We start from the raw sequence: 26,421 nt of genomic DNA, 5'->3' as shown, positions 1-26,421 counted from the left end.
AGGTTAGTTACAACACTCCGTTTTATTAAGGAGGCGGCAGTATAAAATGGCTTACCTGAAAAAGCGAGCCACACGCGATGTATGGCCCGCTTTACCTTCTACGGGCGGTTAGAACCGGCCTTTGACGCCGAACGCAAATGTCATACCGTACTCTTCAAACTGAAAGGTGTAAGCGGCATTCCCCTGATAAAGCTCCAGTGGTTCATCGGTCAGGTTTATCAGCTCGGCTACCAATTCAACCTGTTTGCTTAGCTTGTATGATGCCGTGATATCAACCTGAGTATGCGCAGCAACATAGATGTCATAGTTAACATCGTCGCCGACTTCACTGAGGAATTTGTCACGGTACGACACACTTAAGCGGGTACTGAATTTGTTATCTTCGTAACCCAGGTAAAAGTTACCGGCTTGTTCGGCTGATTCTGGCAGACTAAAGCTTTCGTCAGGACGATCCAGCACTGTTAAGTCGGTATCCAGCAACGTGAAGTTGGCACCTACTAGTACTCCATTAAGCTGCGGCTGGGTAAAACTATGCTGCCAGGCAAACTCCAGGCCGCTGACACTGGCACTTAAAGCATTTACTGGCCGGGTAACGTCGAAGCCAGCATATTCCGGTACATCATTGCTGGTTAGCTCAACGATAAAATTGTCGATATCTTTATAAAACACCCCGGCTGATAACAAGCTGCCTTCGTTGTAGTACCAGTCCAATAGTAGATCGTAGTTTGTCGCCTCGTAGGGGTCGAGGTCCGGGTTGCCCAGTTCAACTTCATTGTCTTCTAAATTAATTTCAGCACGGGGCGAAATATCATTGAAGCTTGGACGGGCAATAGTATTGGTCCAGGCTGCCCGTAACATCAAATCATCCGCCAGCTCATAGCTGTAATGCAGGCCCGGCAGCACGTTGGTGTAATCGCTGCTGACACTGCGCTGGCTGATAGTTAATTCACCGTCCTCATCAAATGTCAGCTGGTTGCCGCTGGCGGAGTAATCGGTGCGCTCTACCCGCACCCCGGCGATTAACCGGCTCCGCTCACCATCGTAGGTAGCCATCAGATAACCGGCCTGGATATCTTCATCGGCGATAAAGTCTTCTGCCAGCGACAGCTGGCTATTTTCGGCGACGTCTTGCGGCCGTTCACTAAAGTCAGCGCGGTTTTGATTAAAAAAGTTAATATAGGCGGCAGAGCTGATGCCCTGGCCCAGATCGCCTAAGCCATAATCAGGCGCGCCAATGGTAAATTGATCCAGCGTGGTATCCGGGGTGCGGCGCAGTTCAACTTCATCGGTATTTTTATCTTTTTGCTTCCAACGCAGATCTAAGCCGGTTTTTAAGGTCAGGTTGTTGTTGCCAAAGGCATAGGGCAGCTCAACGTTTGCACCCAGGTTGTATTCATCATCATCAATCACTTTTGGCTCTAATACTGCCCGGTCCAGCTCATAGTTAGCATTGTCCAGATGGCTGGTATTGGCGACGCCATTACTGAAAATACCAAAGCCCGGAATACCCTGACCAATCACATAACTGGCGTCAAGCGGATCACCGGTATACTCGAAACGACCTTCGTTTTCATCCAGTACCCGCTCACGGGTAGTGGAAACACCGGCATAATAATCCAGGTTATAGCTGCTGCGGCTATGTTCGGCGCCCAGGTTTAACGCCAGGGTGTCCTGCTCTTTAGTCCGAAACCGAATACGACGGCGAAATGCATCAGGCTCCATTTCGGTGACGATGGCATTATTGCCATCAAAATTGCTCAGGGTGCCATCTTCAAATACAAAAATACTCCGCTGGCGGGTTTCTGCATCGCTAAAGCGGCTGAACACCGTATTGGCAAAATACTTATTGCTACTATCAGGCCGGTACTCAAGATTAAGGTTGGCACCGATGCGCTCGCGGTTGACATAGTACTTGCGCTGTTGCAGCTCAATCATACTGAACACTTCACCGTCCTGAAAATCGACCATGTCGTATTCTGCTTCAACATTGTCAGACTCGAGTTTGCGGTCCAGATAATTAAAGCCAGCTGCCACGCCAAAGTTTTTGTTGTTGTCACCACCTAAACTAAAGGTATCACTGGCGTTCAGGCTGAATTTCGGGCTGGTTTCGCTACTAAGCTCGTTGTACGACGCTTCAGCCCGATATCGAACCTGGCGGCCTTCTCGGTCGAATGCCGAGGCTGATTTTACATCTACTGCGCCACCAATCGCGTCGCCCGGCATATCCGGGGTGGGGGCTTTAGTAACAGAAATACCTTCGATAGAGCCGGTTGGAATAACATCTAGTGGCACTGCCCGCGAACTGCCTTCCGGGGTACCAATTCGCATACCGTTTACCGTTACTGAGCTCAACCCGGCAGCAATACCACGAATACTGACAAAACGGCCTTCGCCCTGATCCCGACTGATAGAGGTGCCTGGTAAGCGTTGCAATGATTCAGCAACGTTCTGATCAACGAACTGACCCATATCATCTGCAGCAATATAATTGGTAATGGCATCGGAAGCGCGATACATATTCAGCGCTTTATTTTGCGCCTGGCGCTGGCCGACCACGGCCAGGCGCTCAACATCTGTAAGCTGGATAACCACGGCCTTAGTACTGTTCTCGGTTACTTCTATTTGCTGGCGCTGAGCAGGCAAACCAATATAACTGATTTCCAGTGTTACCATACCGGAGTCAACATTGCGCAATACAAAACGGCCAGAAGCGTCAGTAAACACCTGTTGCTGACTGTCGATAACTTTTACCAGAGCACCGGATAGCACCGAACCGTTATCGGCTTTTTGCACCACCCCTTCAATGACGGCCGCCGCCTGAACGTAGGCCGCAACGGGCAGGCTAAGCGCCAGTAGCAGACCGTTAACGATGGGCTTCTTGTTAAAACCGGTTTTGCGCTTTGCAGCTAACATGCTGAGTTCCTTTTATTTATTTTAAGAGATAACCAAAAGGTTAAAGGCTGCCTATGGCAAAATAATGACGTTTAGATTTCACTGATGTGACATTGAGGCCGGCTGCGTTTGTCATCTTAGTGTCATTGTTGGCCAGTATTATTAGTAAAATTAATGTGTTGCAGAGATCTCATTATGAGGTTGTGGTTTGGCTTATTGTTGTGCTGTGGTGGCATATTGCCTGTTAATGGCTACAGTCAGGCTGCTGATTATAGTAGTGACAACCTTAGCGCCGGCACAGTAATTGAAGTGCCGCTGGCCAGTTTACGGCCTACCCAGAGTGTTATTGCCCATGAGCAGGTAAACTATAAACTGGCGGCGTACCGGGAGAGCCGCCAGCAACTGTTCGCCGACCTTTGTAAAAGCGCGGGTTGGGGCCGCCAGGTCAGTTTTGACCACAAATCAGCGGCCAACCAACCTGACAGTTATCGCTGCAGCAAGGCCGGCAAGAAACCGCGTAATATTAAGCAGTTAAAAACGGTGGTTGTGGGTGCAGATAACCAGCTGTACCTGACCGATGGCCATCACACCTTTTCAGCTTTTTATGATATGCCAGAAGGCGGCCCTGAATTTAAGGTAACGGTGGTTGTGCAGGCCAGGCTGGCGTTGCCAGAGCCAGCCGCATTTTGGCAACAGATGGTGCTGCAGGGTAATGCCTGGCTATATGATGCTGCAGGCGGCCAAATTGGCTATCAGGAATTACCTGCCAATCTGGGGCGTAAAAACTTACAGAATGACCCTTACCGGGCGGCATTGTATTTTTTACGCGAGGGGGTATGGGCTAAGCCGAAACCTGCCATTCCTTTTGTCGAGTTTTACTGGGCCCAGTATTTACGGGCGCAGAGCGAGTTGCAATTTCCCGGCTATTACAGTGCCGCTGAGTATCTGCAGTGGCTGGAGCGGATCCACAGCCATTTACTGCACCTTAATAAATACAGGATCATTTTTGGCGATTTTACTGCGGAGCAATTAGGTTGGCGCGGTACACCAGATTACACCCGGCTTAATCAGTTATTGTGTCAGCGTAAGCCTGAAGAAAACAGTTGGGGTATGCTCGGTATTGCTCTGAGCCAGCGAGGTATGCCGTTACCATGTGACAAACGCCAATATCTGGGCCGGACAAAATTGGCTACCGGACTACAGCAATTGCCACCTGCAGTAAACGCGGATGGCAGTGTCAATGTGTTGATTGAAATTGCTGCCGGCAACAATGCCAAATGGCAACAGGATAAAACAGCGCCGCTGCAGCTGGAATGGGAGCAACAGAGGGGCGAGCGGCGACAAATTCATTATCTGGCTTACCCGGCAAATTACGGCATTGTTACTAACACTTTGCTGGCAAAAGAGCAGGGGGGCGATGGCGATCCAGTGGATGTGCTGGTGCTGGGGCAGGCCCTGTCGCAGGGCACAGTGCAGCAAGTGCGGTTGGTTGGCGTAATGCGGATGCTGGACAATGGCGAGCAGGACGACAAACTGCTGGCAGTACCGTTAAAGGGACCGCTTTCAGGCGTTACCGACCTGGCGGAATTACAACGTCAGTTCCCCGGGATCACAGCGCAACTGCAGCTCTGGTTTGAACACTACAAAGGCGCTGACGGTAATATTCAGATACAGCAGATTGAGGGCGCAGCGGCAGCAATGGCATTGTTAAAAGCCAGCCAGCTTTAAGGCTGGCTGTGTTGGTCTTGTAAAAATTGCTGTTTCGGCATCAAATTAACGGTTTCATGTAGCTCTGAATAGACTATTACCACCTCGCCGCTTTGCAGCTGGCGCTTCACCGCAGCCACTTTCTCAGATAAGGAAATTTCCTGCTCACCATAATCGGTACCCTCGCGCAGTACATAGTATTCAATCAGGTTATGCAGGGTCGCTTGATCAATGTCGCAATAAGGAATAATCATAAGTTCAACTGCTGTTTTATAAAGGCGGGAATACGCTGGTTCAGCCAGAATTGCGGTTTGAACGGGCTGCCATACACAAAGCCAACATGGCCGCCACCGCTGGTCAGCTCATATTGCACATGCGGACTTAGCTCGGTGGGTTTAGGGATCACCTCATCGCTTAGAAAGGGGTCATCCTTGGCGTGAATAATCAAGGTGGGGATCTGAATATGGCGCAAAAACGCCATGCCACTGGCGCGTTGGTAATAATCCTGGGCATTGTTAAAGCCATGAATGGGTGCGGTAAAATGCTCGTCAAACTGCTCAATACTGGCAAAGCCCTGCACCTGCTCTGGCGTTAAAGGCAGCGGAAAATCAGTAAACTGCTGCAGCTTTAACAGGGTGCTACGCTTTAACCGGCCCAGTAAATAGCGCTGGTACAATTTGCTGCTGCCGGTATTAATCCGTTTAGCGCAGGCCGCCAGCGATAAGGGCGGACACACCGCCACGGCCGCTGCCAGGGGATTGTGGGCTGCCTGTTCGCCACAATATTTCAGCAGCACATTGCCACCCAGTGAATAGCCTACAGCGACTAAAGGCCGGCCAGGGTAGCGTTGTTTAATGGCATTAATTACCAGCGCCGCATCGGCGGTGTCACCACTATGATAAGCCCGCGGCAGTTTATTCGGTTTGCCATTGCAGCCACGAAAATGCAGCAGCACTGCTGACCAGTTAAGCGTCCGGCACTGCGCCAGCATGGCCTGAATATAATGGCTGTTAATATCGCCGGCCAGACCATGCAATAGTATCAGCAGCGGTGTCTCTGTGGTTGCCTTGTTAGCGTGCAGCCAGTTTAGCTGCAGCTCGTCACCATCAGGCAGGCTGAACAGTTCGGCAGCAGTATGTAACTGCTGTTTCGGGCTTAAATATTTAGCAAAAATGGTTTGCAGGTGGGCATGCCGTAACCACCAGGCGGGCTGGAACGGCGCATGAACGACTGGTCTGAGCTGAGCTTGCAAATGGACGTATCCTGATAAACAATGGGTTAAATTTTACTTATGGTGCAGCACTATGGATCGGCGGCAATTTGTTTTCTCCGGCATTGCGTTTGCTGCTGCAGCCAGTCTAGGCATTACCCTCGGTACTTATGGCTGGCGGCAAAGCCTCAGTCCGGATCAGAGCAACCGGGAGTTAGTCTTGTCGGCCGCACTACCTGCACTATTGTACGGCGCTTTACCCGAAGATGCGACCTTAGCCGCTGCTGAGCTTGCGCGAACTAAAGCCGCGATCAATGATTTTTTACCTTTTTTACCACTGCGCCAGCAGCAGGAGCTGCATCAGCTGTTTAATCTGTTAGCCAACCGGTTCAGCCGGCTGGGCCTGACTGGTCATATTACCCAGCTTGCAGAATTAACAGTGCAACAGCGGCTGGCGCTGCTGGATAGCTGGCGCGACAGTTATCTTGCAGTATTGCAGCAAGCTTATCATGGCCTGCGCGAGCTGTTATATGGCGCTTACTATGGCCAGCCAGAGCACTGGCTGGCGTTGGATTATACTGCGCCGAGGTTTCGTTAATGACTAATCATCTGGATGCCAGCCAGTTTACGCAGGATCAGCAGTTTGAAGCGGATATCGTAATTATCGGCACGGGCGCCGGTGGCGGTATTGCTGCGGAGCAACTGGCGCAGGCGGGTTTTAAGGTTTTATTGCTGGAAGAAGGCGCTTACTACACCCGCGATGATTTTGTGATGGAAGAGCGCTGGGCTTACCCCAATTTGTATCAGGAAGGGGCGGCCCGTAAAACCCGGGATCAGGCGATTGGCATTCTGCAGGGGCGCACCGTTGGTGGCTCTACCACCGTTAACTGGACCACTTCTATTCGCACGCCGCAGCCGACACTGGATTATTGGCACAGTGAGTTTGGCCTGAAATTTACTGGTGCTAACGAGTTAACCCCATATTTTGAAAAAGCAGAGCAACGGCTGAATATCAAGCCCTGGCCTGTCGCGCCCAATGCAAATAACAGTGTGCTGCAACGTGGCTGCGAAGCGCTGGGGTGGGAATACACCGTCATCAGCCGCAATGTAAATGGTTGCGCTAACCTGGGTTATTGCGGCATGGGCTGCCCGATTAACGGCAAGCAGTCGATGCTGGTCAGTACTATTCCGGCGGCGCTGGCATTGGGCGCGACCTTAATTTCGCGGCTGTCTGTGCGCAAATTGCACTGGCAGGGCGACAACATCACCAGCCTTGAGGCCGTGCCGGTCGATCAGCATTTTCAGCCCCGCAGCGATATTAACGTCAGCATTAAGGCGAAACACTACATCCTGGCGGCGGGCGCTATTGGTTCGCCGGCTATTTTACTGCGCTCCGACGTGCCAGACCCCTCCGGCCGGCTGGGTAAACACACCTATTTGCACCCGTCGCTGATCAGCGGTGGACTGTTTGCTGAAGATATTAACGGCCATGCCGGGGCACCGCAGTCTATTTACTCTGATCAGTTTGTCTGGCCAGATAGCGACCAGATTGGCTATAAACTGGAGGCGGCACCGGTGCATCCGGTATTAATGGCCACTAAACTGCTGGGCACGGGCGAGCAGCATGCGGCTTTAATGCAACAGTTTAACCAGCTGCAGGTAACGATAGCACTGCTGCGCGATGGCTTTCACCCGCAAAGCCAGGGCGGCAGGGTTATGCTCGATAGTCAGCAGCAGCCGGTGCTGGATTACCCGATCACTAACTACCTATGGCACGGTGCACGCAGGGCCTTATTATCAATGGCGCAGATGCAATTTGCTGCCGGTGCTAAGCAGGTATTACCCATTCACCACGATGCCAAACTATATAGTAGCTGGGGTGAGGCCAAAGCGGCTATTGAAGCACTGCCAATGCAAAAATACCGGCAAACCGTGGCATCGGCCCACGTCATGGGTGGTTGTAATATGAGTGCCGACGCCAGCAAAGGCGTGGTGAACCAGCAGGGCCGTCATCATCAGCTGCAAAACCTGTCGATATTCGATGGTTCTATCCTGCCCACCAGCTTAGGCGCTAACCCGCAATTAACCATTTACGGTATGACCTGGTTAAATTGTCAGTTATTGCGCGCAGCGCTGATCTCAGCATAGTTTGCCTTTGCTGAATTCATGCTATTGTTAAGCCAGCAAGCCGGGGGCGACATCCGGGTAACAGCACTATAATTTGTGAAGCTGAATAAAATGACCGAACCCAGCTACAGCGTACTGAGTAACTATATAGATCTGCTGCTGGATGCTATCTGCGTGGTAGATAAGCACGGTTGCTTTGAATTTATCAGCCCCGGTGCCGAGCGTATTTTTGGTTATAAACCACAGGAAATGCTTGGCCATTCCATGCTGGAGTTTATTCACCCGGATGATCGGCCGATGACCGTGGCTACTGCCGAGCAAATTAACCAGGGTGCGGTAAAGCTTGACTTTGAAAACCGCTATATTCGCAAAGATGGCAGTGTAGTGCATTTGCTGTGGTCGGCCCGCTGGTCGGAAGATAAGCAGCAACGGGTCGCCGTGGCTCGCGATATCAGCAGCCTGAAATTGGCACAGCGCCGCCAGGCTGCACTGTATGCCATATCGGAAGCGGCCTTTAAAGCAGAAGATATCGAGCAGCTGTATCAGCAAATTCATCAGATTATTGCCGGCTTAATGCCAATGCAAAGTTTTGTGATTGCCCGCTACGATAGCCAGAATGGCTTGCGTTTTGGTTATACCAGTACTGATTCGTTAGCCAGTAATAATCCGCTCCTCACCACGGAGTTATGTAACAAAGTACTCAGGCGTGGTCAAAGTGAGTTATTTTATGGCCAGCAGCTAACACAGCCTGTTGGCAGGACGCTGGCCGCTGTGCAGCCAGACATCAATGCGTTAGCCGTACCGCTGAAAACACATAGCGGCATTATTGGCGTATTGCTGGCACAAAATGAGGGGCAGGCTGCCAGTTACAGCCAGGCCGAACTGGAAATGCTGGAGTTTGTGGCGACCCAGGTGGCGGTTTCCATTGAGCGCAAGCAAATGCTGGCCCGGTTACAGTTTCATGCGTTGTATGATCAATTGACGGCTTTGCCAAACCGCGAGCTATTTCAGGACAGGATGCACTCAGCACTGGCCCGGGCCGGACGGGAGCAAGCCACACTGGCATTGTTATACCTGGATTTAGACAAATTTAAACAGGTTAATGACCGATTTGGCCACAATGTCGGTGATGCGTTACTGCAACAAACAGCGCAGCGTCTGCAACAGGCGATTCGCCAGACGGATACGGCCGCCCGTTTTGGTGGTGATGAATTTGTTATTTTACTGGAGCAGGTAAGCAGTGAAGCCACCGCCATGCAACTGGCAGAAAATATCCGGTTGCTGCTTTGTCAGCCTTACGTTATAGATGGCCAGGCGCTGACTATTAATCCCAGTATTGGCATCGCCTTATATCCGGAGCATGGTAGTAGCCAGAAAGAATTAGTGTTAAACGCTGATGAGGCCATGTATCTGGCGAAAAATGCCGGTGGTAATCAGGTTATACTAAGTAATGGCAAACAGTTGTTTAACCGCAAAACACCCTGACGTTTGCTAGCGCTGATGAGTTAGCCCCAAACCTAACGCCCGGAAATATGGTAACCAAAGCTGGCTCAGGGCATTGCTTAGCAGCTCATCCGGATATACCCCCAGTTTCGCGGCTTTACTGTGTAACGTGCCCGCTACCAGAAAACTGTTTTTCAGGCTCTGACGCTGCAGCAAATTCTCAAAGGCCCGGGCGGCCATTTCTTCCGGCATCGCCAGATACAGCTGCTGTCGTGTCGCATCCAGCGTGCGGCACTGTTTGAAAAAGGCGCTCTCATGATGGCCATCATCAGATAAATATAAGGTTTGAAAAGCCTGCTGCAGCAGATCATTCAGCGGGTGAGCGCGCACGGGCAGGCCATCCAGGTAGCAACGACTGGCAAAGCGGTTAGCGGGCGGGGCCGGGCTGAACATTTTACCGGCAATATAGTGATCAAAAGCATGAAACCATTCATGGGCCAGGCTGCCACCGCCGGCGTTTTTAGCCAGCGCTAAAATACGTCCCTGTGGCTGATAATGGGCGCAGACACCGCGCTGGCCGCCAATGCCATAGGTTAGTGCCAGGCTGCCATTTAGTGAAATAACCTGCTCGGGTACCTGCAGCAACAGCTGCAAATCGCACAAGGCATCAAAAAATAAATTGGCCGCTTGTTGTTGCTCAGCGCTTTGTACCCAGCGGCCAATATGAATACTGTTAAAACCGAATATTTTAACCAGATCGCCAAAGCTGACATCGGCGCCGGCCCGGTGTGGCGGGCCATTGCGGTAGTATTGCCGGCTAAGTCCGTCAGACACGATGGTTATGCAGTCGTGCTGTTATCAGCAACAGAATCAACAACAGAATCAACATCAGAATCAGCATCCAGCATGGCCAGCGCCAGCGCTTCTGCTACTTTAATGCCATCAATACCGGCTGATAAAATACCACCGGCGTAGCCGGCGCCTTCGCCAGCCGGGTACAGGCCTTTGATATTAATACTCTGAAAATCACTGCCACGTTTAATACAAATGGGTGACGAGGTGCGGGTTTCCACCCCGGTCAGCAAGCCATCGGCTTTGGCAAAGCCTTTAATCTGACGGTCAAAGGCCGGTATTGCCTCGCGAATGGCGGCAATGGCAAAGTCGGGTAGGACTTTGGATAAATCAGTCAGGGTAATGCCGGGGGTATAAGAGGGCTTCACCTCACCCAGTTCGGCCGACGGCTTGCCTTTTAAAAAGTCACCAATTAACTGCGCCGGGGCATGGTAGCTTTCGCCACCTAACTTAAACGCCTGCTCTTCTAACCGGCGCTGCAGGGCAATACCAGCCAGCGGGTGGCCGGGGTAGTCACGCTCAGGGTCTATGCCTACCACTATGGCGCTGTTGGCGTTGCGTTCATGCCGTGAGTACTGGCTCATGCCGTTAGTGACCACCCGGCCTGGCTCAGACGCGGCCGCCACCACAGTGCCGCCCGGGCACATACAAAAGCTGTACACGGTGCGGTTATTACTGCAATGGTGGACCAGCTTGTAATCTGCTGCGCCTAAAATCGGGTTGCCGGCATTCGGACCAAAGCGGCACGCGTCTATCATCGATTGTTCGTGTTCAATCCGAAAGCCAATCGAAAACGGCTTGGCTTCAATATAGACACCCTGCTCATAGAGCATTTGAAAGGTATCGCGGGCACTGTGGCCAACGGCCAGCACCACATGTTTGCTCTGCAGCTGCTCACCGTTAGCCAGGGTTAAACCGGTTAACTGGCCATTCTCAATATGCAGTTGTTCTACTTTGCTGCTGAAACGAATTTCACCGCCCAGCTCGATAATCTTTGCCCGCATTTTTTCAACCATCGCCACCAGTTTAAAGGTACCGATATGCGGTTTACTGACGTACATGATCTCGTCAGGTGCGCCGGCTGCGACAAACTCACTCATCACCTTGCGGCCATAATGCTTAGGATCTTTCACCTGGCTATACAGTTTGCCATCAGAGAAAGTACCGGCGCCGCCTTCGCCGTATTGCACGTTCGATTCCGGGTTCAATGCTTTGCCGCGCCAGAAACCAAAGGTGTCTTTGGTGCGCTCGCGTACTTCTTTACCGCGCTCTAAAATAATCGGTTTAAAACCCATTTGTGCCAGTAATAAACCGGCAAACAAACCGCAAGGGCCAAGACCAATGACAACAGGCCGCTCCGTTAATTCAGCCGGCGCCTGAGCGACAAACTTATAACTGGTGTCGGGTGCGGGTTTAACATGCGGGTCTTTGGCAAAGGTTTTCAGCAGCTCAGCTTCATTATCTACTTCGATATCCAGGGTATAAATAAGCTGAATATCGGTTTTTTTGCGGGCATCAAAACCGCGTTTAAATACGGTAAAGCTGTGCAGCTGCTCTGGTGTTAGCTGCAGTTTGCTTAAAATAGCGGCATTTAGCGCATTTTCGTCGTGGTTTAGCGGGAGTTTTATTTCAGTCAAGCGCAGCATAAAGGGTCCGTATCGGTGTCATAGCGGCCAGGCAACAGGCCAGCAGCTCACAAGATGGCGCTATTTTACGCCAAGCTGCAGCGAATGTCCGTAAGGGTTTAGGGGGGAGTTTGATTTTTCTGGGCGCTGCAGTATGATCCGAAGCCTTAGTTAACAGGAAATAGAAGCGTTATGGCCTTTGTGGTGCTGGATAACTGTATTAAATGTAAATACACCGACTGCGTGGCGGTATGTCCGGTGGATGCATTTTTTGAAGGACCTAATTTTCTGGCGATAAGTCCGACTATTTGCATCGACTGCGCGCTGTGCGAGCCAGAATGTCCGGCCAACGCCATAGTACAAGAAGATAAAGTACCCGCAGAGCAGCAAGGTTTTATCGCACTTAACGCTGAACTTGCTGAACTCTGGCCTAATATCCGCGAAGTAAAAGCCCCGCCAGCCGATGCCGACGCCTGGAATGGCGTAGCGGATAAACTGCGCCTGCTGGAATTAGAGTAAACCGGTTAGTTGCTAGCAGGGGGCGCCAGTACCATATCAAATACCCAGGGCCGGAATGCCACCATTAAACCCATGCCTTTTTTATCAGCAGGGTCGGTTGCTAAATCTAACTCAGCCAGTTCGGCAAACTGTTCACTAAGCTGGTTCAATCGCCGTTGTAAAATACTGATTGAGGCGCCGGACAGCTCGGCAGTTTCAAGCCTTAACCAATGCTCAGGTGCAGTAAAGCTGTCTGCCATAAATGTCATTTTCACCTGTTGCTCATAACGCCGCCGCACCGGGCCGTCAGGTCGCCATTGGATATCACGCGATACTAATAGCCGGACCTTATTGTGTGGCTGCAGCTCAATTAGTTTTAACCGGTCCAGTGCTGCCAGTAACCGGATACCTTTCAGGTTGTCCAGCTGATATCGGCTATTAATATCTGCAGCTTGCCAGCCATTTAACAGCAGGTAAAAATAGGTCAGCAGGGTAGGGTCATCCGCCAGTGCTTGTTCCTGGGTCTTACTTAATTGCCTTGGTAGGCTCTCTTTGGCGAAGGCACTCATTTTGGCCAGCTCATACAAATTAGTATCCAGGATCCGGCAAATTTGCTCCAGCCGGCTCAGGGTAAAATTCTGTTGGGCAAAAATGCGCTTAACACTGGCTTCGCTGAGCTCGAGTTGCTGTGCCAGCTGACGATAACTTATGCCTTTTACTTTCAGACATAGCTTTAGCGCCGCTATCAATTGACTGGTTTGGTTGATCATAGTCGCCTTATTTGCACCTTTAGGTAGCGTATAATAATACTTTTAATAATTGTATAGCATAAGTTGCTACTCCTCAGCTAGTGTCGCAGCACACGCCAGCAGCAGGAGTTAGTTATGGGCAATAAATCAGAGCAAGTGATCGTCGTTAATGATGTTCATGCAAAATTAAATGCAACAAGCATGAGACGATGCTTGCAGCCGGCATCGGTAGGCGACGTAATAGCCGCTGTAACCCAGGCGAATCTTGATGGTAGTGCGCTGAGTATCGCCGGTGGGCGCCACGCTATGGGCGGGCAGCAATTTGTCACGGATGGTGTGCTGCTGGACTTGAGCCGGTTAAATAAGCTGGAACATTTTGACCCTGAACTAGGCCAGGTAACGGTGCAGGCGGGTATTCAGTGGCCAGACTTAATGCGCAAATTGCATGTGATGCAGAACGGCAACAGCAGGCAGTGGGGGATCAGGCAGAAACAAACTGGTGCCGATCGCTTAAGTATTGGTGGCGCAATAGCCGCAAATATCCATGGCAGAGGGCTGGATATGGCGCCTTTTGTGGCAGACATCGTCAGCTTTGATCTGGTAAATGCGCAAGGGCAGCTGGTGCATTGCAGCAGGCAGCAGAACGCTGAGTTATTCCGGTTGGTGGTGGGCGGCTATGGCTTATTTGGGATAGTTGTAACAGCAACTTTGCAATTGGCAGCACGGCAACAGGTAGTGCGTGAGGTTGAGCTGTGCAGTTTAGCTGAGATGATTGCTACCTTACCAAAGCGAATAGCCGCCGGATATTTATATGGCGACTTTCAGTTTGAGACTGCGCCCGATTCCGCCGGCTTTTTGTGTCACGGGGTTTTCTCCTGTTACCGACCGGTAGCGACCGAGCCGATTGCGAAGCAGCAGCTGCGGCTAAGCAAAGCCAATTGGCAACAGTTGTTGTATTTGGCTCATACCGATAAAGCCGAAGCCTTTAGTCGTTTTTCACAGTTTTATCTGGCATCCAGTGGCCAGCGTTACTGGTCTGATAGCCATCAATTAAGTATTTATCTGGATGATTATCATCTGGCACTGGACCAGCAGTTAGCGCCTGGTTGTGCCGGCAGTGAAATGATTACCGAGTTGTACGTGCCACTGCAGGCACTGCAATACTTTATGGCTGACTGTGCGGCAGATTTCCGCGAGCATAAGGTCGATTTAATTTATGGCACGGTACGTTTTATCCGCCGTGATGCCGAGACCGCTTTAGCCTGGGCCAGGCAAGACTATGCCTGCGTCATCTTTAATCTGCACATTGATCACCTGCCTGACGCTATCAACACTGCTGCAAGTCATTTTCGGCGGCTGATTGATATCGCCATCCGTTATCAGGGCAGCTACTTCTTAACGTACCACCCGTTTGCCACTAAGCAGCAAGTGCTGGCCTGTTATCCGCAGTTTGTCAAATTTATGCAGCAAAAGCGCCGTTATGATCCGGCCCAGCGACTGCAGAGCAACTGGTACCGACATTACAGCGAGATGTTCAGTGAGGAGTTGCAATGAGCAATACCAGCTTACTTATTTGCGCCAGTCAGTTTTGCGCCAGTCAGTGCCGGCCTGGTTTGTCAGAGCATGCGGCTAACAGTCTTAATTGCCAGCTAGCCGGACAGGTTTTACAGCGCAGTGGCTGGCGCGGCCGGTTGCTACTGACTGTGATGCGCTGGCCGGTGTTTCGGGCGTTATTCAGTGGCCTGCTACAAAGCAGCTTGCCGGGTATTGTCGCCCACTATCAGTGGCGCAAGCAGCATATTGCGTCCAGGGTCCGGCAACAAGTTACGGAGCAGGGAGTACAACAGCTGCTTATTATCGGTGCGGGCTTTGACGCACTGGGCGCCAGGCTCAGCGCTGAATTTCAGCAACTACAGGTGATTGAAATTGACCGGGCTGAGACAATTAATATTAAGCAGCAGGCTTTGCAGCGACTGAATGCCCAACAGCCAAATTTGTGGCTGAAAGCTGCCGATCTGGCCAGCTGCAGTATGGCCCGGTTGTTGGCAGATACAAAGGCTTTTTCGGCCACTCGTTCGACTTTGGTGCTGGCTGAAGGGGTATTGATGTACTTACCCCAGCCGGCAATTAATGCGTTGTTGCAGCAACTGCGGCACAGTATCAATGCGCCACTGCAGCTGGTGGCCAGTCAGATGCAGTTAAATCAGCAGGGCAGGGCCCGGTTTACCAGACAACGTTGGCCTGCGGATGTGCTGCTGGCAATCAGTGGTGAGCGGTTCGTTTCAGGCGTATCAGCTAAGGCATTACCTGACTGGTTGACCAGCATGGGGTTCAACCTGCAACAGCTAGTGCCAGCAGACCAGCCTGGAAACAGCGATCCCTGCCCCGGTGAACTGCTGTTTTATGCTGAGGCGAGGCCAGAAATCTGATGTTAATACCTTGTTTAATGTTGGTTTGAGTCTGGCGTATCGTGATCAATTTTATAGATAAAATAGACCGCGTAAAACAGACATAAGCCAATGACGATGGCCAGGCCGGTAAATGAAATAAAAATCACCGGATCGTTTAAAAATTCATGCCACAGGTTCATAGCCTTACCCTCTTGTGTTGCCATAACTGACGTGTCGATACATTAAGTTTAGTAAGGTTGTGGGGGTGGGAACTGATACAGATCAAACTTTATCGGCTGGGTTAGCCGAGTTGCTGCAGTGCTTGACGCAGATCAATAATTTGCGCTGTTAACAGCGGATCGTTGGCATTTAGCTGCGCCAGATACAGCTCAATCATTGGTTGTGCGGTAGCAGTTAAAGGAGGGCAATATTCCAGTAATAACTGTTGCTCTAATTGCTCCAGCGAAAGCTCGGCCTTAAGTAATGTTTGTTTAAGGTGTTGCTGCCGCGTCGCAGACAGCTTGGCGTTGACGCTGCTGCGACGCAGCGTTCGCAGTGGCTGGGTAAACTGACTGCTGAAGTTGTTAAGCTCAGCGGCCAGTTGCTGTATCTGTTGGCTATTCAGGCTAAGTTGCTGTTGCTCCAGATAGCAGAGCAGTAATAGCAGATTAACATTGAGCCCGAAGTTATCCTGCCACTGCAGACACAGCGGCTGTACTTTAGGATACAGTGCCAGGCTGAATTGCCAGAGCTGCCGCTCAGTCGGTACTGGCGCTTTTTTGTTACGCCCATCAGTCATAATTTTGCCAGAACGTTGCTGTTTGCTGCTCTAACTCATCCTGCGCCATAAACCAGTCTTCTTCTATGCTGGCGAGGCTGCTGCTGGCGGTGGCTTGTTTCGCTAATAAGGCGGTAAGTTCGGCTTTACGTTCAGCGCTGTAAATATCGGCGTCGGCCAGTTGCTGTTCAATGCTGGCCAGCTGCTCGGTCAGCTTTTGCTGCTGTTGCTCCAGCTTTTCGACCTTTTGTTTAAGGGGCCGTAGTAAATTACGCAGCTCGGCTTCCAGCCGCTTCTGATCTTTGCGAACCACATTGCTGCTGGCTGGGGTAGCTGCCACTGCAGCGCTGTTAGTTTGCCGGGCGTCTTGCTGTAGCCACTGGTAGTAATCAGTCAGATCGCCGTCAAAGGGGGCTACCCGGCCATGGGCTACCAGATAAAACTCGTCAGTACAGCTACTGAGCAAATGGCGGTCATGCGAGACAATAACAATGGCACCTTCAAACTCCTGCAATGCCATGACGATAGCTTCACGCATATCTAAATCAAGGTGGTTAGTGGGTTCATCCAGCAGCAGCAGGTTAGGGCGTTGATAGACAATCAGTGCCAGCACCAGCCGGGCTTTTTCACCGCCGGAAAAGGGGGCGCAGGCTTCCAGCGCTTTGTCGCCATGAAAACCAAAGCCACCCAGAAAATCGCGCAGCTTTTGCTCGGGCACCAAAGGATCCAGCCGGACTAAATGCTGCAACGGGGAGTCTTGCGGGCGCAGGGTTTCTAACTGGTGCTGGGCAAAATAACCCAGACTTACCCCGTTGGCATACCAGATTTCACCACTTTGCGGCTGCATGCTACCAGACAGCAGTTTTATCAGGGTGGATTTACCGGCACCATTGCGGCCTAGTAAGCCAATGCGGCTGCCAGGCAGCAGCTGAAACTTTATCTGGCTTAGAATTACATGGTCAGCATAGCCTGCCTGGACGTTTTCCATTTTCAGCAGTGGGTTGGGCAGCGATTTGGGTTGGCGAAAGCTGAAACTAAAGGGCGAGTCGACATGGGCAGGGGCCAGGATGGTCATCCGTTCCAGTGCTTTAATCCGGCTTTGGGCCTGGCGCGCTTTAGTAGCCTGGGCTTTAAAGCGGTCGATAAATTTTTGCAGGTGGGCGACCTGGCGTTGCTGTTTATCAAAATTAGCCTGATGTTGCGATAATTGTTCGGCGCGCTGGCGCTCGAACTGACTGTAATTACCTTTGTACAAGGTTAACGTCTGGCGTTCGATATGGACAATGTTGTCCGTAACCGCATCCAGAAAATCCCGGTCGTGGCTGATCAGCAGCAAGGTGCCCTGATAGTTCGCCAGATACTTTTCCAGCCACAATACGGCATCTAAATCCAGGTGGTTAGTGGGCTCATCCAATAGCAGTAATTCGGCGGGTTGCATCAGCGCTTTAGCAAGGTTAAGGCGCATGCGCCAGCCACCGGAGAACGATTTAACCGGCTGTTGCTGGGCGTCCCCGCTAAAACCCAGGCCATCGAGCAGTACGCCGGCTTTCGCTTCAGCCCGGTAGCCGTCGAGCGCTTCAATTTGTAAGTGCACTGCGGCTAAATCTGTTTCGCTGCATTGGCTGCGAGCTTTCATCAGTAACGGAAATAACGTTTCATCACCTTGCAGCACATAATCCATAGCACTGCAGTCGAGCGCCGGCGTTTCCTGGGCCACGGTAGAAATAACCCAACGCTCCGGAATATTAATATTACCGGCATCAGCATGCAGTTTTCCCTGCAGCATGGCAAACAGACTAGACTTACCACAGCCATTGGCACCAATAATTCCGACTTTTTGCCCCGGAAATACGGTAAGATCGGCATTGCTAAACAAAGCCAGTGGGCCGCGGCGCAGTTCAACCTGCTGTAACTGAATCATGCTAATTACCTGTAATACTGAACTAGGGCGCCAATTTTACGCTATAACTGGCATAAACCAAGGGCTAAGCTAAATTTCACGCTACCCAAATGAGATGACTATGACTGTTCGCAAGAAAAAACGTTTTATTGCCGGTGCCAGCTGCCCGAAATGTCATGCCATGGATACCATGATGTTATTCCTGGAAAATAACGTGGAAAAAGTAGAGTGTGTCAGTTGTGGGCATCAGATGGTGCAGCCAGAACAGCAGGTAACAAAGGCCAGCCGCACCCGTGAGCAGGTTATTGGCGTGTTTAAACCAGAATAACCTGCAAGATATTAATAATGCGGCGGCGGCGGCTCTTCTTCCGGACGCAATATGCCTTGATCATCAGGTAGTTGCCGCAGCTTTTCGGCCAGGAGCATAACCTGTTGTTGCAATTTTTCTATCCGCTGCTGATGCTGATGTAATTCATTGTTCAGGCTGTTAACCGTGTCTTCCTGAAAAGCCAGTTTACTCTCCAGCTCAATTAGTTGTTGCTGCATTGCAGCATCTCGTTCAGTCATTAGTTATTTCCCATACCTCGGCATAGCCACTTGAGCTTTCACTGATTATACGTGTTGGACTTAAGAATGCTACTGCATGCACCACGGCACTGGCCGGCCGGCTACCATCACGAGGCATTACCCGCCAACGCTGAAGCTCCTGACCATCACTGATTCGCCACAGCACCAGACTGCGGGTAGGGGCGCCGGTCAGCAGATGCTCACCGTCGTCGCTAAAGCGCACTGCGCTGAAAACCTGCTGTCTGGCGGTAATTTGTAAGGTACTGATCAAAGCGCCGGTTTGCACATCCCAAATTCTGGCCAGGCTTTGACTGTCAGCAGTAAATGCAAAGCGACCTTGTGGATCCAGTGCCACTTTGCTTACCCGGCTGGGATGACTGAAAGTATGGACTATCTGGGCACTGTCGGTATCCCACAAGTAAGCCTGATAATCATTGCCACCTGTCAGGGCATAGCGGCCATTGGGCGACATCGCCACGCTGTTAATTTTTTCTGAGTGCCCCAGAAACTCCAGGCGCCGGCCACTCGATAGCGTAATATGTTGCACCGCGCCATCGCTTTTGCCAATAAGCATATGGGCACCATTGGCAGATACCGCAATGTCCCTGACAGCGGACTGATCAAGTTGCCAGAAACCGACATTTTCACCGTTATCAGTACGCCACAAGGCAAAGGTTTGTTGATCGGCGCTCAACACGTGGCTGTTATCCGGGCTAATGGCCAGATTGAATACCAAATTCTGCTGGTCAGTCTGATGTTGCCACTGGTATTTAAGCGCATTTTGCTGCAGATCCCAGAAAGCGATACCATCCTGGACCGACGACACCACCGCAAAATCGCCATCATGGGAAATTTCCGCTGCATAACTACCCTGAGCGACATGCTGCCACTGTTGCAGTGCTGTTGTTTCTACTTTTGTACAGGATACGATGAAAAAAGTAAGAAAAAGCACAGGATATTTCATTGTGGGTGTTAACCTCATTCGCACAAACCGTTAGTATAGGTCAGAACCTGACGAATTATTAAAACACACTTTTGCAGCCAGGCTGCCAAAAATTGGAGAATTGAATGCGCGTAACAACCAAATTATCATTAATTGCCATTGCGGTACTGACTTTAAGCGCCTGCCAGAAAGAGCCCCAAGCAGAAGCGGCGCCGGCACTAGATACTGAACAAGCCAAACAAGCCTATAGCTTGGGTGTTTCAGCGGGCCGCTATCTGGAAAGTACTATCCAGGAATATGAAAAAATTGCGGTTGAATTAGACAGCGATTTAATTATGCAAGGTGTTAAAGACGGTCTGGCTGGTAACTCCAGTGTCAGCGATGACGAAATCCAACAGCTGTTAGCCAGTTTGGATGAGCAATACCGGGCTAAGCAAGCTGAAATCGCCGCCGCTGAATCTGAAGCTGTGATTGCTGCCGGCAAGGCATATTTAGAGCAAAATGCCGGTAAAGAAGGCGTCACTGTTACCGATTCGGGTTTACAGTATGAAGTACTGGAAGAGGGTGACGGCCCGAAGCCGGCGGCCACTGATGTTGTAAAAGTTCATTACACCGGCACTCTGACAGATGGCACTAAATTTGATAGTTCTTACGACCGTGACGAACCTGCTGAATTCCCGCTAAACCGGGTAATACCGGGTTGGACAGAGGGCGTGCAGCTGATGAACGTGGGTTCAAAGTATAAATTTACCATTCCATCTGAGCTGGCTTATGGTGAGCGTGATATGGGCGTTATTACCCCACACAGTGTTTTAGTATTTGAAGTTGAATTACTGGAAATTGTTGCCGGCGAATAACAATTATAATGGCAGCGACACCGGTTTGGCCGTCGCTGCTGCTAAACCCTGATGTTTTTTATCTCAGGCTGACACACTGGTATCGGTGTGTTTGGCATGCAGAGTGTCAATCAGTTCATCTTCAAGTTCAAATCGTTCTTCCAATGCCTGACCCAGTTCAGAAAGCTCCCGGTCAAATGCTGCGCTATTGCGAGTACTTAAATGATCGGCATAAGCGTCATTGAAGCTCAAGGCTAGATCGGTTGATATTGAGATCTTTGGATACAAACTATCGGCTAACTTACGGGAGTCGGTGCCGTTGATGGTGCACTGGTCGACAATACGTTCATAAACTTCAAAGTGCCCAGCTGACAAATAGTCCATCAGCAATTGACAGAATTCACGAATTTTTTCCTGAGCCGGCAGCGTATGGCGGTCCTTCTCAAATGGTGGTAAGCCAGCCAACTTACAATAACTGACAATCAGCTGCTGACGCTCGTCAAGCCAGTTATCTATTGCAGTTAACGACCCTCCCCACTTCTTTTGCGCTTGTTGCACACGACGGTACATTGCCTTCTCCTTAAGAGCAGTAAAAATTCTGCTACCTCTAATTAAAAGAATTTCACACTAAAGATCAACCATTTTTTTATTGGTCAGCCCAGTGCACAAGCCGTATCATAACAACAGCACACTGATATGTAACTGAATAAACCACGTCAATTAAGGACCTTAGCATGATAAAGCACAGTATATCGCTGCCAAACAATAAAACAGGCTTCTGGTTTGTTGTTAATAAAGGGCGTTTATATCTGACAGCTGATGGTGAGGTGCCGCATGGGACGCTGGCTAATTTAGCCATTGCAGCTGAGCCTGAGCAAATTTGCTGGTTAGGTGAGTATCAGAAACAACCCTGTTACTTGGTGGTCGATCATGATCAAATTGTTGATGAAACATCATGGCATTCAGCCCGCAGCCTGCTAGCTCAAGATGAGATGTTGTTTCAACTGGCAGCAAGGGCGTTGCAGGTTGCGTTGTTTTTACAAACCCATCGTTTTTGCGGCCAGTGTGGCAGTGCTATGCATCTGGTTAACTGGGAGCTGGCAGCACTATGTGGCAAATGTGGCCATCGCTGTTACCCCCGGATTGCGCCTTGTGTGCTGGTAGGCATTACCCGTCCGGGCCAAATACTGCTAGCACGGTCTACCCGGCATAAAGCCGGTTTTTTCTCCATTCTTGCGGGTTTCGTAGAATCAGCTGAAACACTGGAACAAGCCGCAGCCCGTGAAGTGAAAGAAGAGGTGGGAGTCGATATTACTAATTTATGTTACGTTGGTAGTCAGCCTTGGCCTTTTCCTCATTCCTTGATGACCGGGTTTACCGCAGACTATCTGGATGGCGATATTGTGTGCCAACCAAATGAAATTGCTGAAGCGGCCTGGTTTGATTTAAATGATTTGCCGGAAGTGCCGCCTGTCGAAACCCTTTCAGGCAGAATAATCAGACAACTACAACAAAGAGAGTTACTGGATGACAACAAATAAAAAATCATCTGGAATGATTTTTAACAATGCGAAGCGTTGGCCCGAAGGGTTTGCGCCATGGATGGCAGCAAATAAAAAAGCCACAAAATGTGGCTTAACTTAGTACAGCATGGTCCTGTTAAACAGGCTTCTCGCTTATAATTCTTCACTAGCGCAAGTAGTTTATAACAGATAGTGTTAACAGATACAAGCTGTGCTCTGAAAAAATATGAACTGCAGATTAATGCCCTAGAGTCAGGCGGACACAGATGGTAAACTTGCGCAGTTTTTATTGAAGGCGAATGAATTATGCGTTTACAAAACGACCGTTACCTGCGAGCACTGTTGAAGCAGCCCGTTGACCGTACACCCGTTTGGATGATGCGACAGGCAGGTCGTTATTTGCCAGAGTATCGTGCCACCAGAGCAGTGGCAGGTGACTTTATGTCACTTTGTAAGAATCCTGAATTGGCTTGCGAAGTTACGTTGCAGCCTTTACGTCGCTATGCTCTTGATGCAGCAATTTTATTCAGTGATATTTTAACTATTCCAGATGCTATGGGCCTTGGACTATATTTTGGTGAGGGTGAAGGTCCTAAATTTCAGCGACCTATCCGCGATTTTATGGATGTAGTTAATTTGCCGGTGCCTGATCCAGAACAAGAACTAAGATATGTAATGGATGCCGTTCGCACTATTCGTCGTGAACTGAATGGCAGCGTGCCGTTAATTGGGTTTTCAGGTAGCCCATGGACTCTGGCGACCTATATGGTAGAAGGCAGTGGCAGCAAAACCTTCAGTATCATTAAGAAGATGATGTACAGTGAGCCAGAAGTACTGCACATGTTGCTCGATAAACTTGCGCAAAGCGTGGTGCTTTACCTGAACGCACAGATTGCCGCCGGTGCCCAGTCAGTGATGATATTTGATACCTGGGGCGGCATTTTGACACCGCGTGATTATAAAGAGTTTTCATTAAGCTATATGCAAACCATAGTGAATGGCTTAACCCGTGAAGCGGACGGTCGTAAGGTGCCAGTAACGTTATTTACTAAAAATGGTGGTCAGTGGCTGGAAGTAATTGCTGCCACAGGCTGTGATGGTTTGGGTTTGGACTGGACGACAGATATTGGTAATGCCCGGGCAAGAGTAGGCGAGAAGGTAGCTTTGCAGGGAAATATGGACCCGTCGATATTGCTTGGCTCGCCGGAGCGTATCCGCCAGGAAGTACAATCTATTCTGGATAGTTTTGGTCAGGGTTCGGGGCACGTGTTTAATCTAGGGCATGGTATCACGCCTGACGTTGACCCTGAAAAAGCGGGAATATTTATTGATGCCGTGCAGTCTTTAAGCCGCACTTATCATTTGGATACAACGGATAAAGAGTAAGGTTCAGGCCATCAGCTGATGGCCTTTCAGTTAATTCATTCCGGCAACAGAAGTTTGATAATCCAACAATAAATCCTCAAAATTTTCTGTTGCCCAGTTACGCTTCTTTGCTTCAGCTATAGCCTGTTGCAACATGGCTTCACCTCGCCCTTGCTGGCCAAGCTCAATAAACGCGATACCCAGAGTAGATAATAAATCCGGGTGGTTAGGGTCGATAGCCCGCCCTTGTTCGGCCAGACTAACCGCTTTATTGGGGTTATAGATTTCCGGATCATCTGACATGGCGAGTAATGACGCATAGTCAGCTATAGCGGGCATGTATTCCTGCAGCGCCGCCAGTTCCAGATAGCGGGCGGCTTTTCGTGGTTCGAAGTTGACATTGTTGCTATCCAGTAGCTCCTGAGCCAGCAAATAAGCGGCCTTGGGGTTGCCACCTTCAGCCGCTACAGCGAGCCAATTTACAGCTTTACTGCGGTCTTTATCGCAACCATTACCCGTGATCAGGCATTGTGCTAATCGGTACTGGGCAGTCTGATGACCATTAATTGCCGCTCTTTGATACCATTCTAATGGGTTCTCGGTTTTAACAATATTGCTTTCCGCCAGAATGGCATACAAGTATTGATACTCGGCAAATTCAGCCTCGGCGGCAGCGGCTATCGCGTCCAGATATTCCTGATTGTCACGATTAAAGCGGCGTGACTGTGAGCCTTGAGATGCTTTTATCTGGAAGCTATGCAGCTGCATTTCAAGCCGCATAGTGTCCCCATATAAGTCTCGTGGTGGCTCAAAACGCCAGCTGTTAACTGCTCGAAGGACATATTCATTGATACCATCGACCGGAAAAGAAGCGATAACTTTAGCATTCTCCACTTTGCCATCTTCATTTATGTCATAGTGAACTACAGCCCAGGCCGACACGCCACCTCGCTCAAAATAACTCGGGTAGCTTGGTTCATCCTGACGGGTCGCTTTTATTTTTCCACTACTACCAACAACAAATCTGTTTGCTATAGGATATAAGTTTCCAAACAATGCATCCTTACCATATTTGCTATTTAGTTCACTGAAGGTTTCTTTGCCATCACGGCGTGACTCGAGCTTGCGTCTTAACGCTAAATATTGCTTTGCTGCCTCCGGATGATCCCGGTCGCGGGCAATCAGGGCCCAGGCATAAGCTTTATTATTATCTACGTCAGTACCCAGACCTTCAGCATAAATTCTGGAGACCAAAAATTGTGCTTCAACATGACCCAGTTCAGCCAACTTTTCCAGCCTTGGTTTCGCTAGCTGATATTCTTGTTTTTCGAACAGCGATTTTGCAGTAGGGAAATCTGCAAGTGCATGCCAGGAGAAGCAGATTGCAATCCAAGCCAGACTAATACGAACTAATGGCATAACGGTCTCCACGACTTTCCCACAATTTTTTATTGTTTCATCGAGTTTACAATGATTTATCTGTCAAAACAAAAATAATTATCTTGTTTAATTTCAGTTTGTTACAAAGGCATAGTGGTTATAAATTAAAAAAGCCTATTAAGACCATTTAATGCTGCAACCCGATATGCTTCGGCCATAGTTGGATAATTGAAGGTTGTATGGACAAAGTAATTCAGGCTATTGCCGCCATTTGTTTGCATCATAATAGCTTGACCTATATGGACAATTTCTGCAGCACGTTCACCAAAACAGTGAATACCAAGTATTTCCAGTGTATCGCGATGAAACAGTAGCTTCAGACTGCCGACGCTGGTGTTAGCAATTTGTGCTCTGGCAAGATGCTTAAATTGAGCTCTGCCGACTTCATAAGGTATTTTAGCATTGGTCAGTTCTTGCTCAGTCTTACCGACAGAACTCATTTCCGGGATGGTGTAAATACCAACAGGAATGTCAGCTATCAGGTGGCCATCCAAATTACCTTTTACAATGGCTTCACCTGCTAGTCGTCCCTGATCGTAAGCTGCACTGGCCAGACTGGGATATCCTATAACGTCGCCAACGGCATAAATATTGTCAACACTGGTCTGATAGCGGTCATTAACTTTAACTAATCCGCGGCTATCCGCTTCCAGGTTTATCGCCGGCAGATTTAACATATCTGTGTTGCCGGTGCGGCCATTGGCAAACAGAAAACAGTCTGCTTTCATTTTTTTACCAGACTGTAAGTGCAGAACGACGCCATCTTCATGGCCCTCAATCTGCGCAAACTCTTCGCCATGCCGGATTGTCATACCGGAATTCCAGAAATGATAACTAAGTGAATCTGAAATCTCTGCATCCATAAAAGACAGCAAGCGATCCCGGGTGTTAACTAAGTCAACTCTTACCCCAAGACCCCGAAAGATCGATGCATATTCGCAGCCAATAACCCCTGCGCCATAAATGATAATGTGCTTAGGTTCATGCACTAGCGAAAGTATAGTGTCACTATCGTAAATTCGGGAATGGTTAAAGTCGACCTGAGGTGGGCGATAAGGCCTGGACCCGGTAGCAATTACTATGGTTTCTGCCGTCAGATTGTAACTGCTACCTTCGCCATCAGTTATTTCCAGGGTATGGGCATCAATAAACCGCGCTTCTCCCTGATGTATTCTTACCAGATTGCGATCATAAAAGCCGGCTCTTAGTTTAACCTGCTTGCGAATTACACCGGCTGCATGCTTAAGGATCTGGGAAAAGGTTAAACGGGTGAGTTGGTCGTCTAATTGAAATAACGGGTTTTCATTAAACTCAATCAAGCGGCTGACCGAATGCCGTAATGCCTTTGACGGTATCGTGCCCCAATGAGTACAGCCACCACCAACCGATTTGTAGCGTTCAATAGCGGCTACCCGTTTACCACTTTTGGCCAGATACATCGCCGCGCCCTCACCACCCGGGCCGGTGCCGATAACAATGGCGTCATAATCATAAGGTGATTTGTTAGATTTGCTTTGTTCGGTCACAAACACTGCCTTGTTCAATAAAAACTATTACTTCTCAGCATAACAGGTCT

The 26,421-nt window shown here is 49.8% G+C and carries 25 protein-coding genes; 11 read left to right on the top strand and 14 right to left on the bottom strand.

Going from position 1 to position 26,421, the window contains the following annotated elements:
- Nucleotides 1-108: 108 nt before the first annotated feature.
- A complete protein-coding gene (locus KG631_RS02615) occupies nt 109-2,913 on the bottom strand; it encodes a TonB-dependent receptor (RefSeq protein WP_213995081.1) in 2,805 nt (934 codons plus the stop codon).
- 174 nt (nt 2,914-3,087) lie between these two features.
- Here KG631_RS02615 and KG631_RS02610 point away from each other — a divergent pair, with 174 nt between their 5' ends.
- Nucleotides 3,088-4,620: a ParB-like protein gene (locus KG631_RS02610; RefSeq protein ID WP_213995080.1), complete on the top strand. Its 1,533-nt coding sequence runs from the start codon at nt 3,088-3,090 to the stop codon at nt 4,618-4,620.
- Here the strand turns inward: KG631_RS02610 and KG631_RS02605 are convergent.
- Nucleotides 4,617-4,853 (bottom strand): YheU family protein, encoded by a 237-nt coding sequence (locus KG631_RS02605; protein WP_213995079.1) that lies wholly within the window; start codon nt 4,851-4,853, stop codon nt 4,617-4,619. The two genes, KG631_RS02610 and KG631_RS02605, sit on opposite strands and share 4 nt — an antisense overlap.
- Nucleotides 4,850-5,851 carry a hydrolase gene (locus KG631_RS02600; RefSeq protein WP_213995078.1) on the bottom strand — a complete coding sequence of 334 codons (1,002 nt, stop codon included), beginning with the start codon at nt 5,849-5,851 and terminating at the stop codon, nt 4,850-4,852. Before KG631_RS02600 ends, KG631_RS02605 begins: the two co-directional genes overlap by 4 nt.
- Before the next feature lie 52 nt (nt 5,852-5,903).
- On the opposite strand from KG631_RS02600, the gene KG631_RS02595 reads away from it, so the two are divergent.
- From KG631_RS02595 to KG631_RS02585, 3 genes are all read left to right on the top strand, one after another.
- Nucleotides 5,904-6,407 (top strand): hypothetical protein, encoded by a 504-nt coding sequence (locus KG631_RS02595; RefSeq protein ID WP_213995077.1) that lies wholly within the window; start codon nt 5,904-5,906, stop codon nt 6,405-6,407.
- Nucleotides 6,407-7,957, top strand: a complete 1,551-nt coding sequence (locus KG631_RS02590) for a GMC family oxidoreductase (protein ID WP_213995076.1) — start codon at nt 6,407-6,409, stop codon at nt 7,955-7,957. The genes KG631_RS02595 and KG631_RS02590 overlap by 1 nt, the downstream gene beginning before the upstream one ends.
- Before the next feature lie 90 nt (nt 7,958-8,047).
- Nucleotides 8,048-9,421 (top strand): GGDEF domain-containing protein, encoded by a 1,374-nt coding sequence (locus KG631_RS02585; RefSeq protein WP_213995075.1) that lies wholly within the window; start codon nt 8,048-8,050, stop codon nt 9,419-9,421.
- Between the two features lie 6 nt (nt 9,422-9,427).
- Here the strand turns inward: KG631_RS02585 and KG631_RS19140 are convergent, their stop codons facing one another.
- Complete coding sequence (locus KG631_RS19140; protein WP_213995074.1) at nt 9,428-10,213, bottom strand: CLCA_X family protein; 786 nt, start codon at nt 10,211-10,213, stop codon at nt 9,428-9,430.
- A 5-nt stretch (nt 10,214-10,218) separates the two neighbouring features.
- Nucleotides 10,219-11,877 carry an NAD(P)/FAD-dependent oxidoreductase gene (locus KG631_RS02575; RefSeq protein ID WP_213995073.1) on the bottom strand — a complete coding sequence of 553 codons (1,659 nt, stop codon included), beginning with the start codon at nt 11,875-11,877 and terminating at the stop codon, nt 10,219-10,221.
- Between the two features lie 171 nt (nt 11,878-12,048).
- On the opposite strand from KG631_RS02575, the gene fdxA reads away from it, so the two are divergent.
- A complete protein-coding gene (gene fdxA / locus KG631_RS02570; RefSeq protein ID WP_213995072.1) occupies nt 12,049-12,375 on the top strand; it encodes a ferredoxin FdxA in 327 nt (108 codons plus the stop codon).
- Nucleotides 12,376-12,380: 5 nt separating this feature from the next.
- Here fdxA and KG631_RS02565 read toward each other — a convergent pair whose 3' ends face one another.
- Nucleotides 12,381-13,124, bottom strand: coding sequence for a helix-turn-helix transcriptional regulator (locus tag KG631_RS02565; RefSeq protein WP_213995071.1), 744 nt, complete (start codon nt 13,122-13,124; stop codon nt 12,381-12,383).
- Between the two features lie 114 nt (nt 13,125-13,238).
- On the opposite strand from KG631_RS02565, the gene KG631_RS02560 reads away from it, so the two are divergent.
- Complete coding sequence (locus KG631_RS02560; RefSeq protein WP_213995070.1) at nt 13,239-14,657, top strand: FAD-binding oxidoreductase; 1,419 nt, start codon at nt 13,239-13,241, stop codon at nt 14,655-14,657.
- Nucleotides 14,654-15,532, top strand: coding sequence for a class I SAM-dependent methyltransferase (locus KG631_RS02555; protein ID WP_213995069.1), 879 nt, complete (start codon nt 14,654-14,656; stop codon nt 15,530-15,532). Before KG631_RS02560 ends, KG631_RS02555 begins: the two co-directional genes overlap by 4 nt.
- Nucleotides 15,533-15,546: 14 nt before the next feature.
- On the opposite strand, the gene KG631_RS02550 is transcribed toward KG631_RS02555, so the two are convergent.
- The 3 genes from KG631_RS02550 to KG631_RS02540 form a co-directional block, all read right to left on the bottom strand.
- Nucleotides 15,547-15,693 (bottom strand): DUF3149 domain-containing protein, encoded by a 147-nt coding sequence (locus KG631_RS02550; protein WP_301003549.1) that lies wholly within the window; start codon nt 15,691-15,693, stop codon nt 15,547-15,549.
- 101 nt (nt 15,694-15,794) lie between these two features.
- Nucleotides 15,795-16,292 (bottom strand): TIGR02444 family protein, encoded by a 498-nt coding sequence (locus KG631_RS02545; RefSeq protein WP_213995067.1) that lies wholly within the window; start codon nt 16,290-16,292, stop codon nt 15,795-15,797.
- A complete protein-coding gene (locus KG631_RS02540) occupies nt 16,285-18,192 on the bottom strand; it encodes an ATP-binding cassette domain-containing protein (protein WP_213995066.1) in 1,908 nt (635 codons plus the stop codon). The genes KG631_RS02545 and KG631_RS02540 overlap by 8 nt, the downstream gene beginning before the upstream one ends.
- A gap of 100 nt (nt 18,193-18,292) precedes the next feature.
- On the opposite strand from KG631_RS02540, the gene KG631_RS02535 reads away from it, so the two are divergent.
- Entirely contained in the window at nt 18,293-18,499 is a 207-nt protein-coding gene (locus tag KG631_RS02535) for a YheV family putative zinc ribbon protein (RefSeq protein WP_213995065.1), read from the top strand.
- An 11-nt stretch (nt 18,500-18,510) separates the two neighbouring features.
- Here KG631_RS02535 and KG631_RS02530 read toward each other — a convergent pair whose 3' ends face one another.
- Both KG631_RS02530 and KG631_RS02525 read right to left on the bottom strand, forming a co-directional pair.
- Nucleotides 18,511-18,738 (bottom strand): SlyX family protein, encoded by a 228-nt coding sequence (locus KG631_RS02530; protein ID WP_213995064.1) that lies wholly within the window; start codon nt 18,736-18,738, stop codon nt 18,511-18,513.
- Nucleotides 18,731-19,702, bottom strand: coding sequence for a WD40 repeat domain-containing protein (locus KG631_RS02525; protein ID WP_213995063.1), 972 nt, complete (start codon nt 19,700-19,702; stop codon nt 18,731-18,733). Before KG631_RS02525 ends, KG631_RS02530 begins: the two co-directional genes overlap by 8 nt.
- 104 nt (nt 19,703-19,806) lie before the next feature.
- On the opposite strand from KG631_RS02525, the gene fkpA reads away from it, so the two are divergent.
- Nucleotides 19,807-20,538 carry an FKBP-type peptidyl-prolyl cis-trans isomerase gene (fkpA, locus tag KG631_RS02520; RefSeq protein ID WP_213995062.1) on the top strand — a complete coding sequence of 244 codons (732 nt, stop codon included), beginning with the start codon at nt 19,807-19,809 and terminating at the stop codon, nt 20,536-20,538.
- Nucleotides 20,539-20,601: 63 nt separating this feature from the next.
- Here fkpA and rsd read toward each other — a convergent pair whose 3' ends face one another.
- Nucleotides 20,602-21,087 (bottom strand): sigma D regulator, encoded by a 486-nt coding sequence (gene rsd / locus KG631_RS02515; protein WP_213995061.1) that lies wholly within the window; start codon nt 21,085-21,087, stop codon nt 20,602-20,604.
- Between the two features lie 164 nt (nt 21,088-21,251).
- Between rsd and nudC the strand changes: the two genes are divergently transcribed.
- Together nudC and hemE are read left to right on the top strand one after the other, a co-directional pair.
- The gene (gene nudC / locus KG631_RS02510; protein WP_213995060.1) at nt 21,252-22,058 is read left to right on the top strand and encodes an NAD(+) diphosphatase; all 807 of its coding nucleotides are present in this window, start codon (nt 21,252-21,254) and stop codon (nt 22,056-22,058) included.
- A 285-nt stretch (nt 22,059-22,343) separates the two neighbouring features.
- Complete coding sequence (hemE, locus tag KG631_RS02505; RefSeq protein ID WP_365868167.1) at nt 22,344-23,426, top strand: uroporphyrinogen decarboxylase; 1,083 nt, start codon at nt 22,344-22,346, stop codon at nt 23,424-23,426.
- Nucleotides 23,427-23,456: 30 nt separating this feature from the next.
- On the opposite strand, the gene KG631_RS02500 is transcribed toward hemE, so the two are convergent.
- On the bottom strand, nt 23,457-24,824 hold the full coding sequence (locus KG631_RS02500) for a TonB family protein (RefSeq protein WP_213995058.1): 1,368 nt from the start codon (nt 24,822-24,824) through the stop codon (nt 23,457-23,459).
- A gap of 125 nt (nt 24,825-24,949) precedes the next feature.
- A complete protein-coding gene (gene sthA / locus KG631_RS02495) occupies nt 24,950-26,371 on the bottom strand; it encodes a Si-specific NAD(P)(+) transhydrogenase (protein WP_213995057.1) in 1,422 nt (473 codons plus the stop codon).
- Nucleotides 26,372-26,421: the final 50 nt, after the last annotated feature.

It is taken from the genome of Arsukibacterium sp., assembly GCF_018402695.1.
Taxonomy (GTDB): Bacteria; Pseudomonadota; Gammaproteobacteria; order Enterobacterales; family Alteromonadaceae; genus Alishewanella.
Note: the sequence above shows the minus strand (reverse complement) of the source record. Positions and strands in the feature narration are given on the sequence as shown.

Coding starts and splice junctions, on each gene's coding strand:
- KG631_RS02555 (WP_213995069.1), top strand. CDS start 14,654: ATGAGCAATACCAGCTTACTTATTTGCGCCAGTCAGTTTTGCGCCAGT.
- KG631_RS02565 (WP_213995071.1), bottom strand. CDS start 13,124: ATGATCAACCAAACCAGTCAATTGATAGCGGCGCTAAAGCTATGTCTG.
- KG631_RS02540 (WP_213995066.1), bottom strand. CDS start 18,192: ATGATTCAGTTACAGCAGGTTGAACTGCGCCGCGGCCCACTGGCTTTG.
- KG631_RS02590 (WP_213995076.1), top strand. CDS start 6,407: ATGACTAATCATCTGGATGCCAGCCAGTTTACGCAGGATCAGCAGTTT.
- KG631_RS02560 (WP_213995070.1), top strand. CDS start 13,239: ATGGGCAATAAATCAGAGCAAGTGATCGTCGTTAATGATGTTCATGCA.
- fdxA (WP_213995072.1), top strand. CDS start 12,049: ATGGCCTTTGTGGTGCTGGATAACTGTATTAAATGTAAATACACCGAC.
- KG631_RS02535 (WP_213995065.1), top strand. CDS start 18,293: ATGACTGTTCGCAAGAAAAAACGTTTTATTGCCGGTGCCAGCTGCCCG.
- KG631_RS02585 (WP_213995075.1), top strand. CDS start 8,048: ATGACCGAACCCAGCTACAGCGTACTGAGTAACTATATAGATCTGCTG.
- KG631_RS02525 (WP_213995063.1), bottom strand. CDS start 19,702: ATGAAATATCCTGTGCTTTTTCTTACTTTTTTCATCGTATCCTGTACA.
- nudC (WP_213995060.1), top strand. CDS start 21,252: ATGATAAAGCACAGTATATCGCTGCCAAACAATAAAACAGGCTTCTGG.
- KG631_RS02610 (WP_213995080.1), top strand. CDS start 3,088: ATGAGGTTGTGGTTTGGCTTATTGTTGTGCTGTGGTGGCATATTGCCT.
- KG631_RS02575 (WP_213995073.1), bottom strand. CDS start 11,877: ATGCTGCGCTTGACTGAAATAAAACTCCCGCTAAACCACGACGAAAAT.
- KG631_RS02500 (WP_213995058.1), bottom strand. CDS start 24,824: ATGCCATTAGTTCGTATTAGTCTGGCTTGGATTGCAATCTGCTTCTCC.
- KG631_RS02550 (WP_301003549.1), bottom strand. CDS start 15,693: ATGAACCTGTGGCATGAATTTTTAAACGATCCGGTGATTTTTATTTCA.
- KG631_RS02605 (WP_213995079.1), bottom strand. CDS start 4,853: ATGATTATTCCTTATTGCGACATTGATCAAGCGACCCTGCATAACCTG.
- KG631_RS02530 (WP_213995064.1), bottom strand. CDS start 18,738: ATGACTGAACGAGATGCTGCAATGCAGCAACAACTAATTGAGCTGGAG.
- KG631_RS02545 (WP_213995067.1), bottom strand. CDS start 16,292: ATGACTGATGGGCGTAACAAAAAAGCGCCAGTACCGACTGAGCGGCAG.
- KG631_RS02595 (WP_213995077.1), top strand. CDS start 5,904: ATGGATCGGCGGCAATTTGTTTTCTCCGGCATTGCGTTTGCTGCTGCA.
- fkpA (WP_213995062.1), top strand. CDS start 19,807: ATGCGCGTAACAACCAAATTATCATTAATTGCCATTGCGGTACTGACT.
- rsd (WP_213995061.1), bottom strand. CDS start 21,087: ATGTACCGTCGTGTGCAACAAGCGCAAAAGAAGTGGGGAGGGTCGTTA.
- KG631_RS02615 (WP_213995081.1), bottom strand. CDS start 2,913: ATGTTAGCTGCAAAGCGCAAAACCGGTTTTAACAAGAAGCCCATCGTT.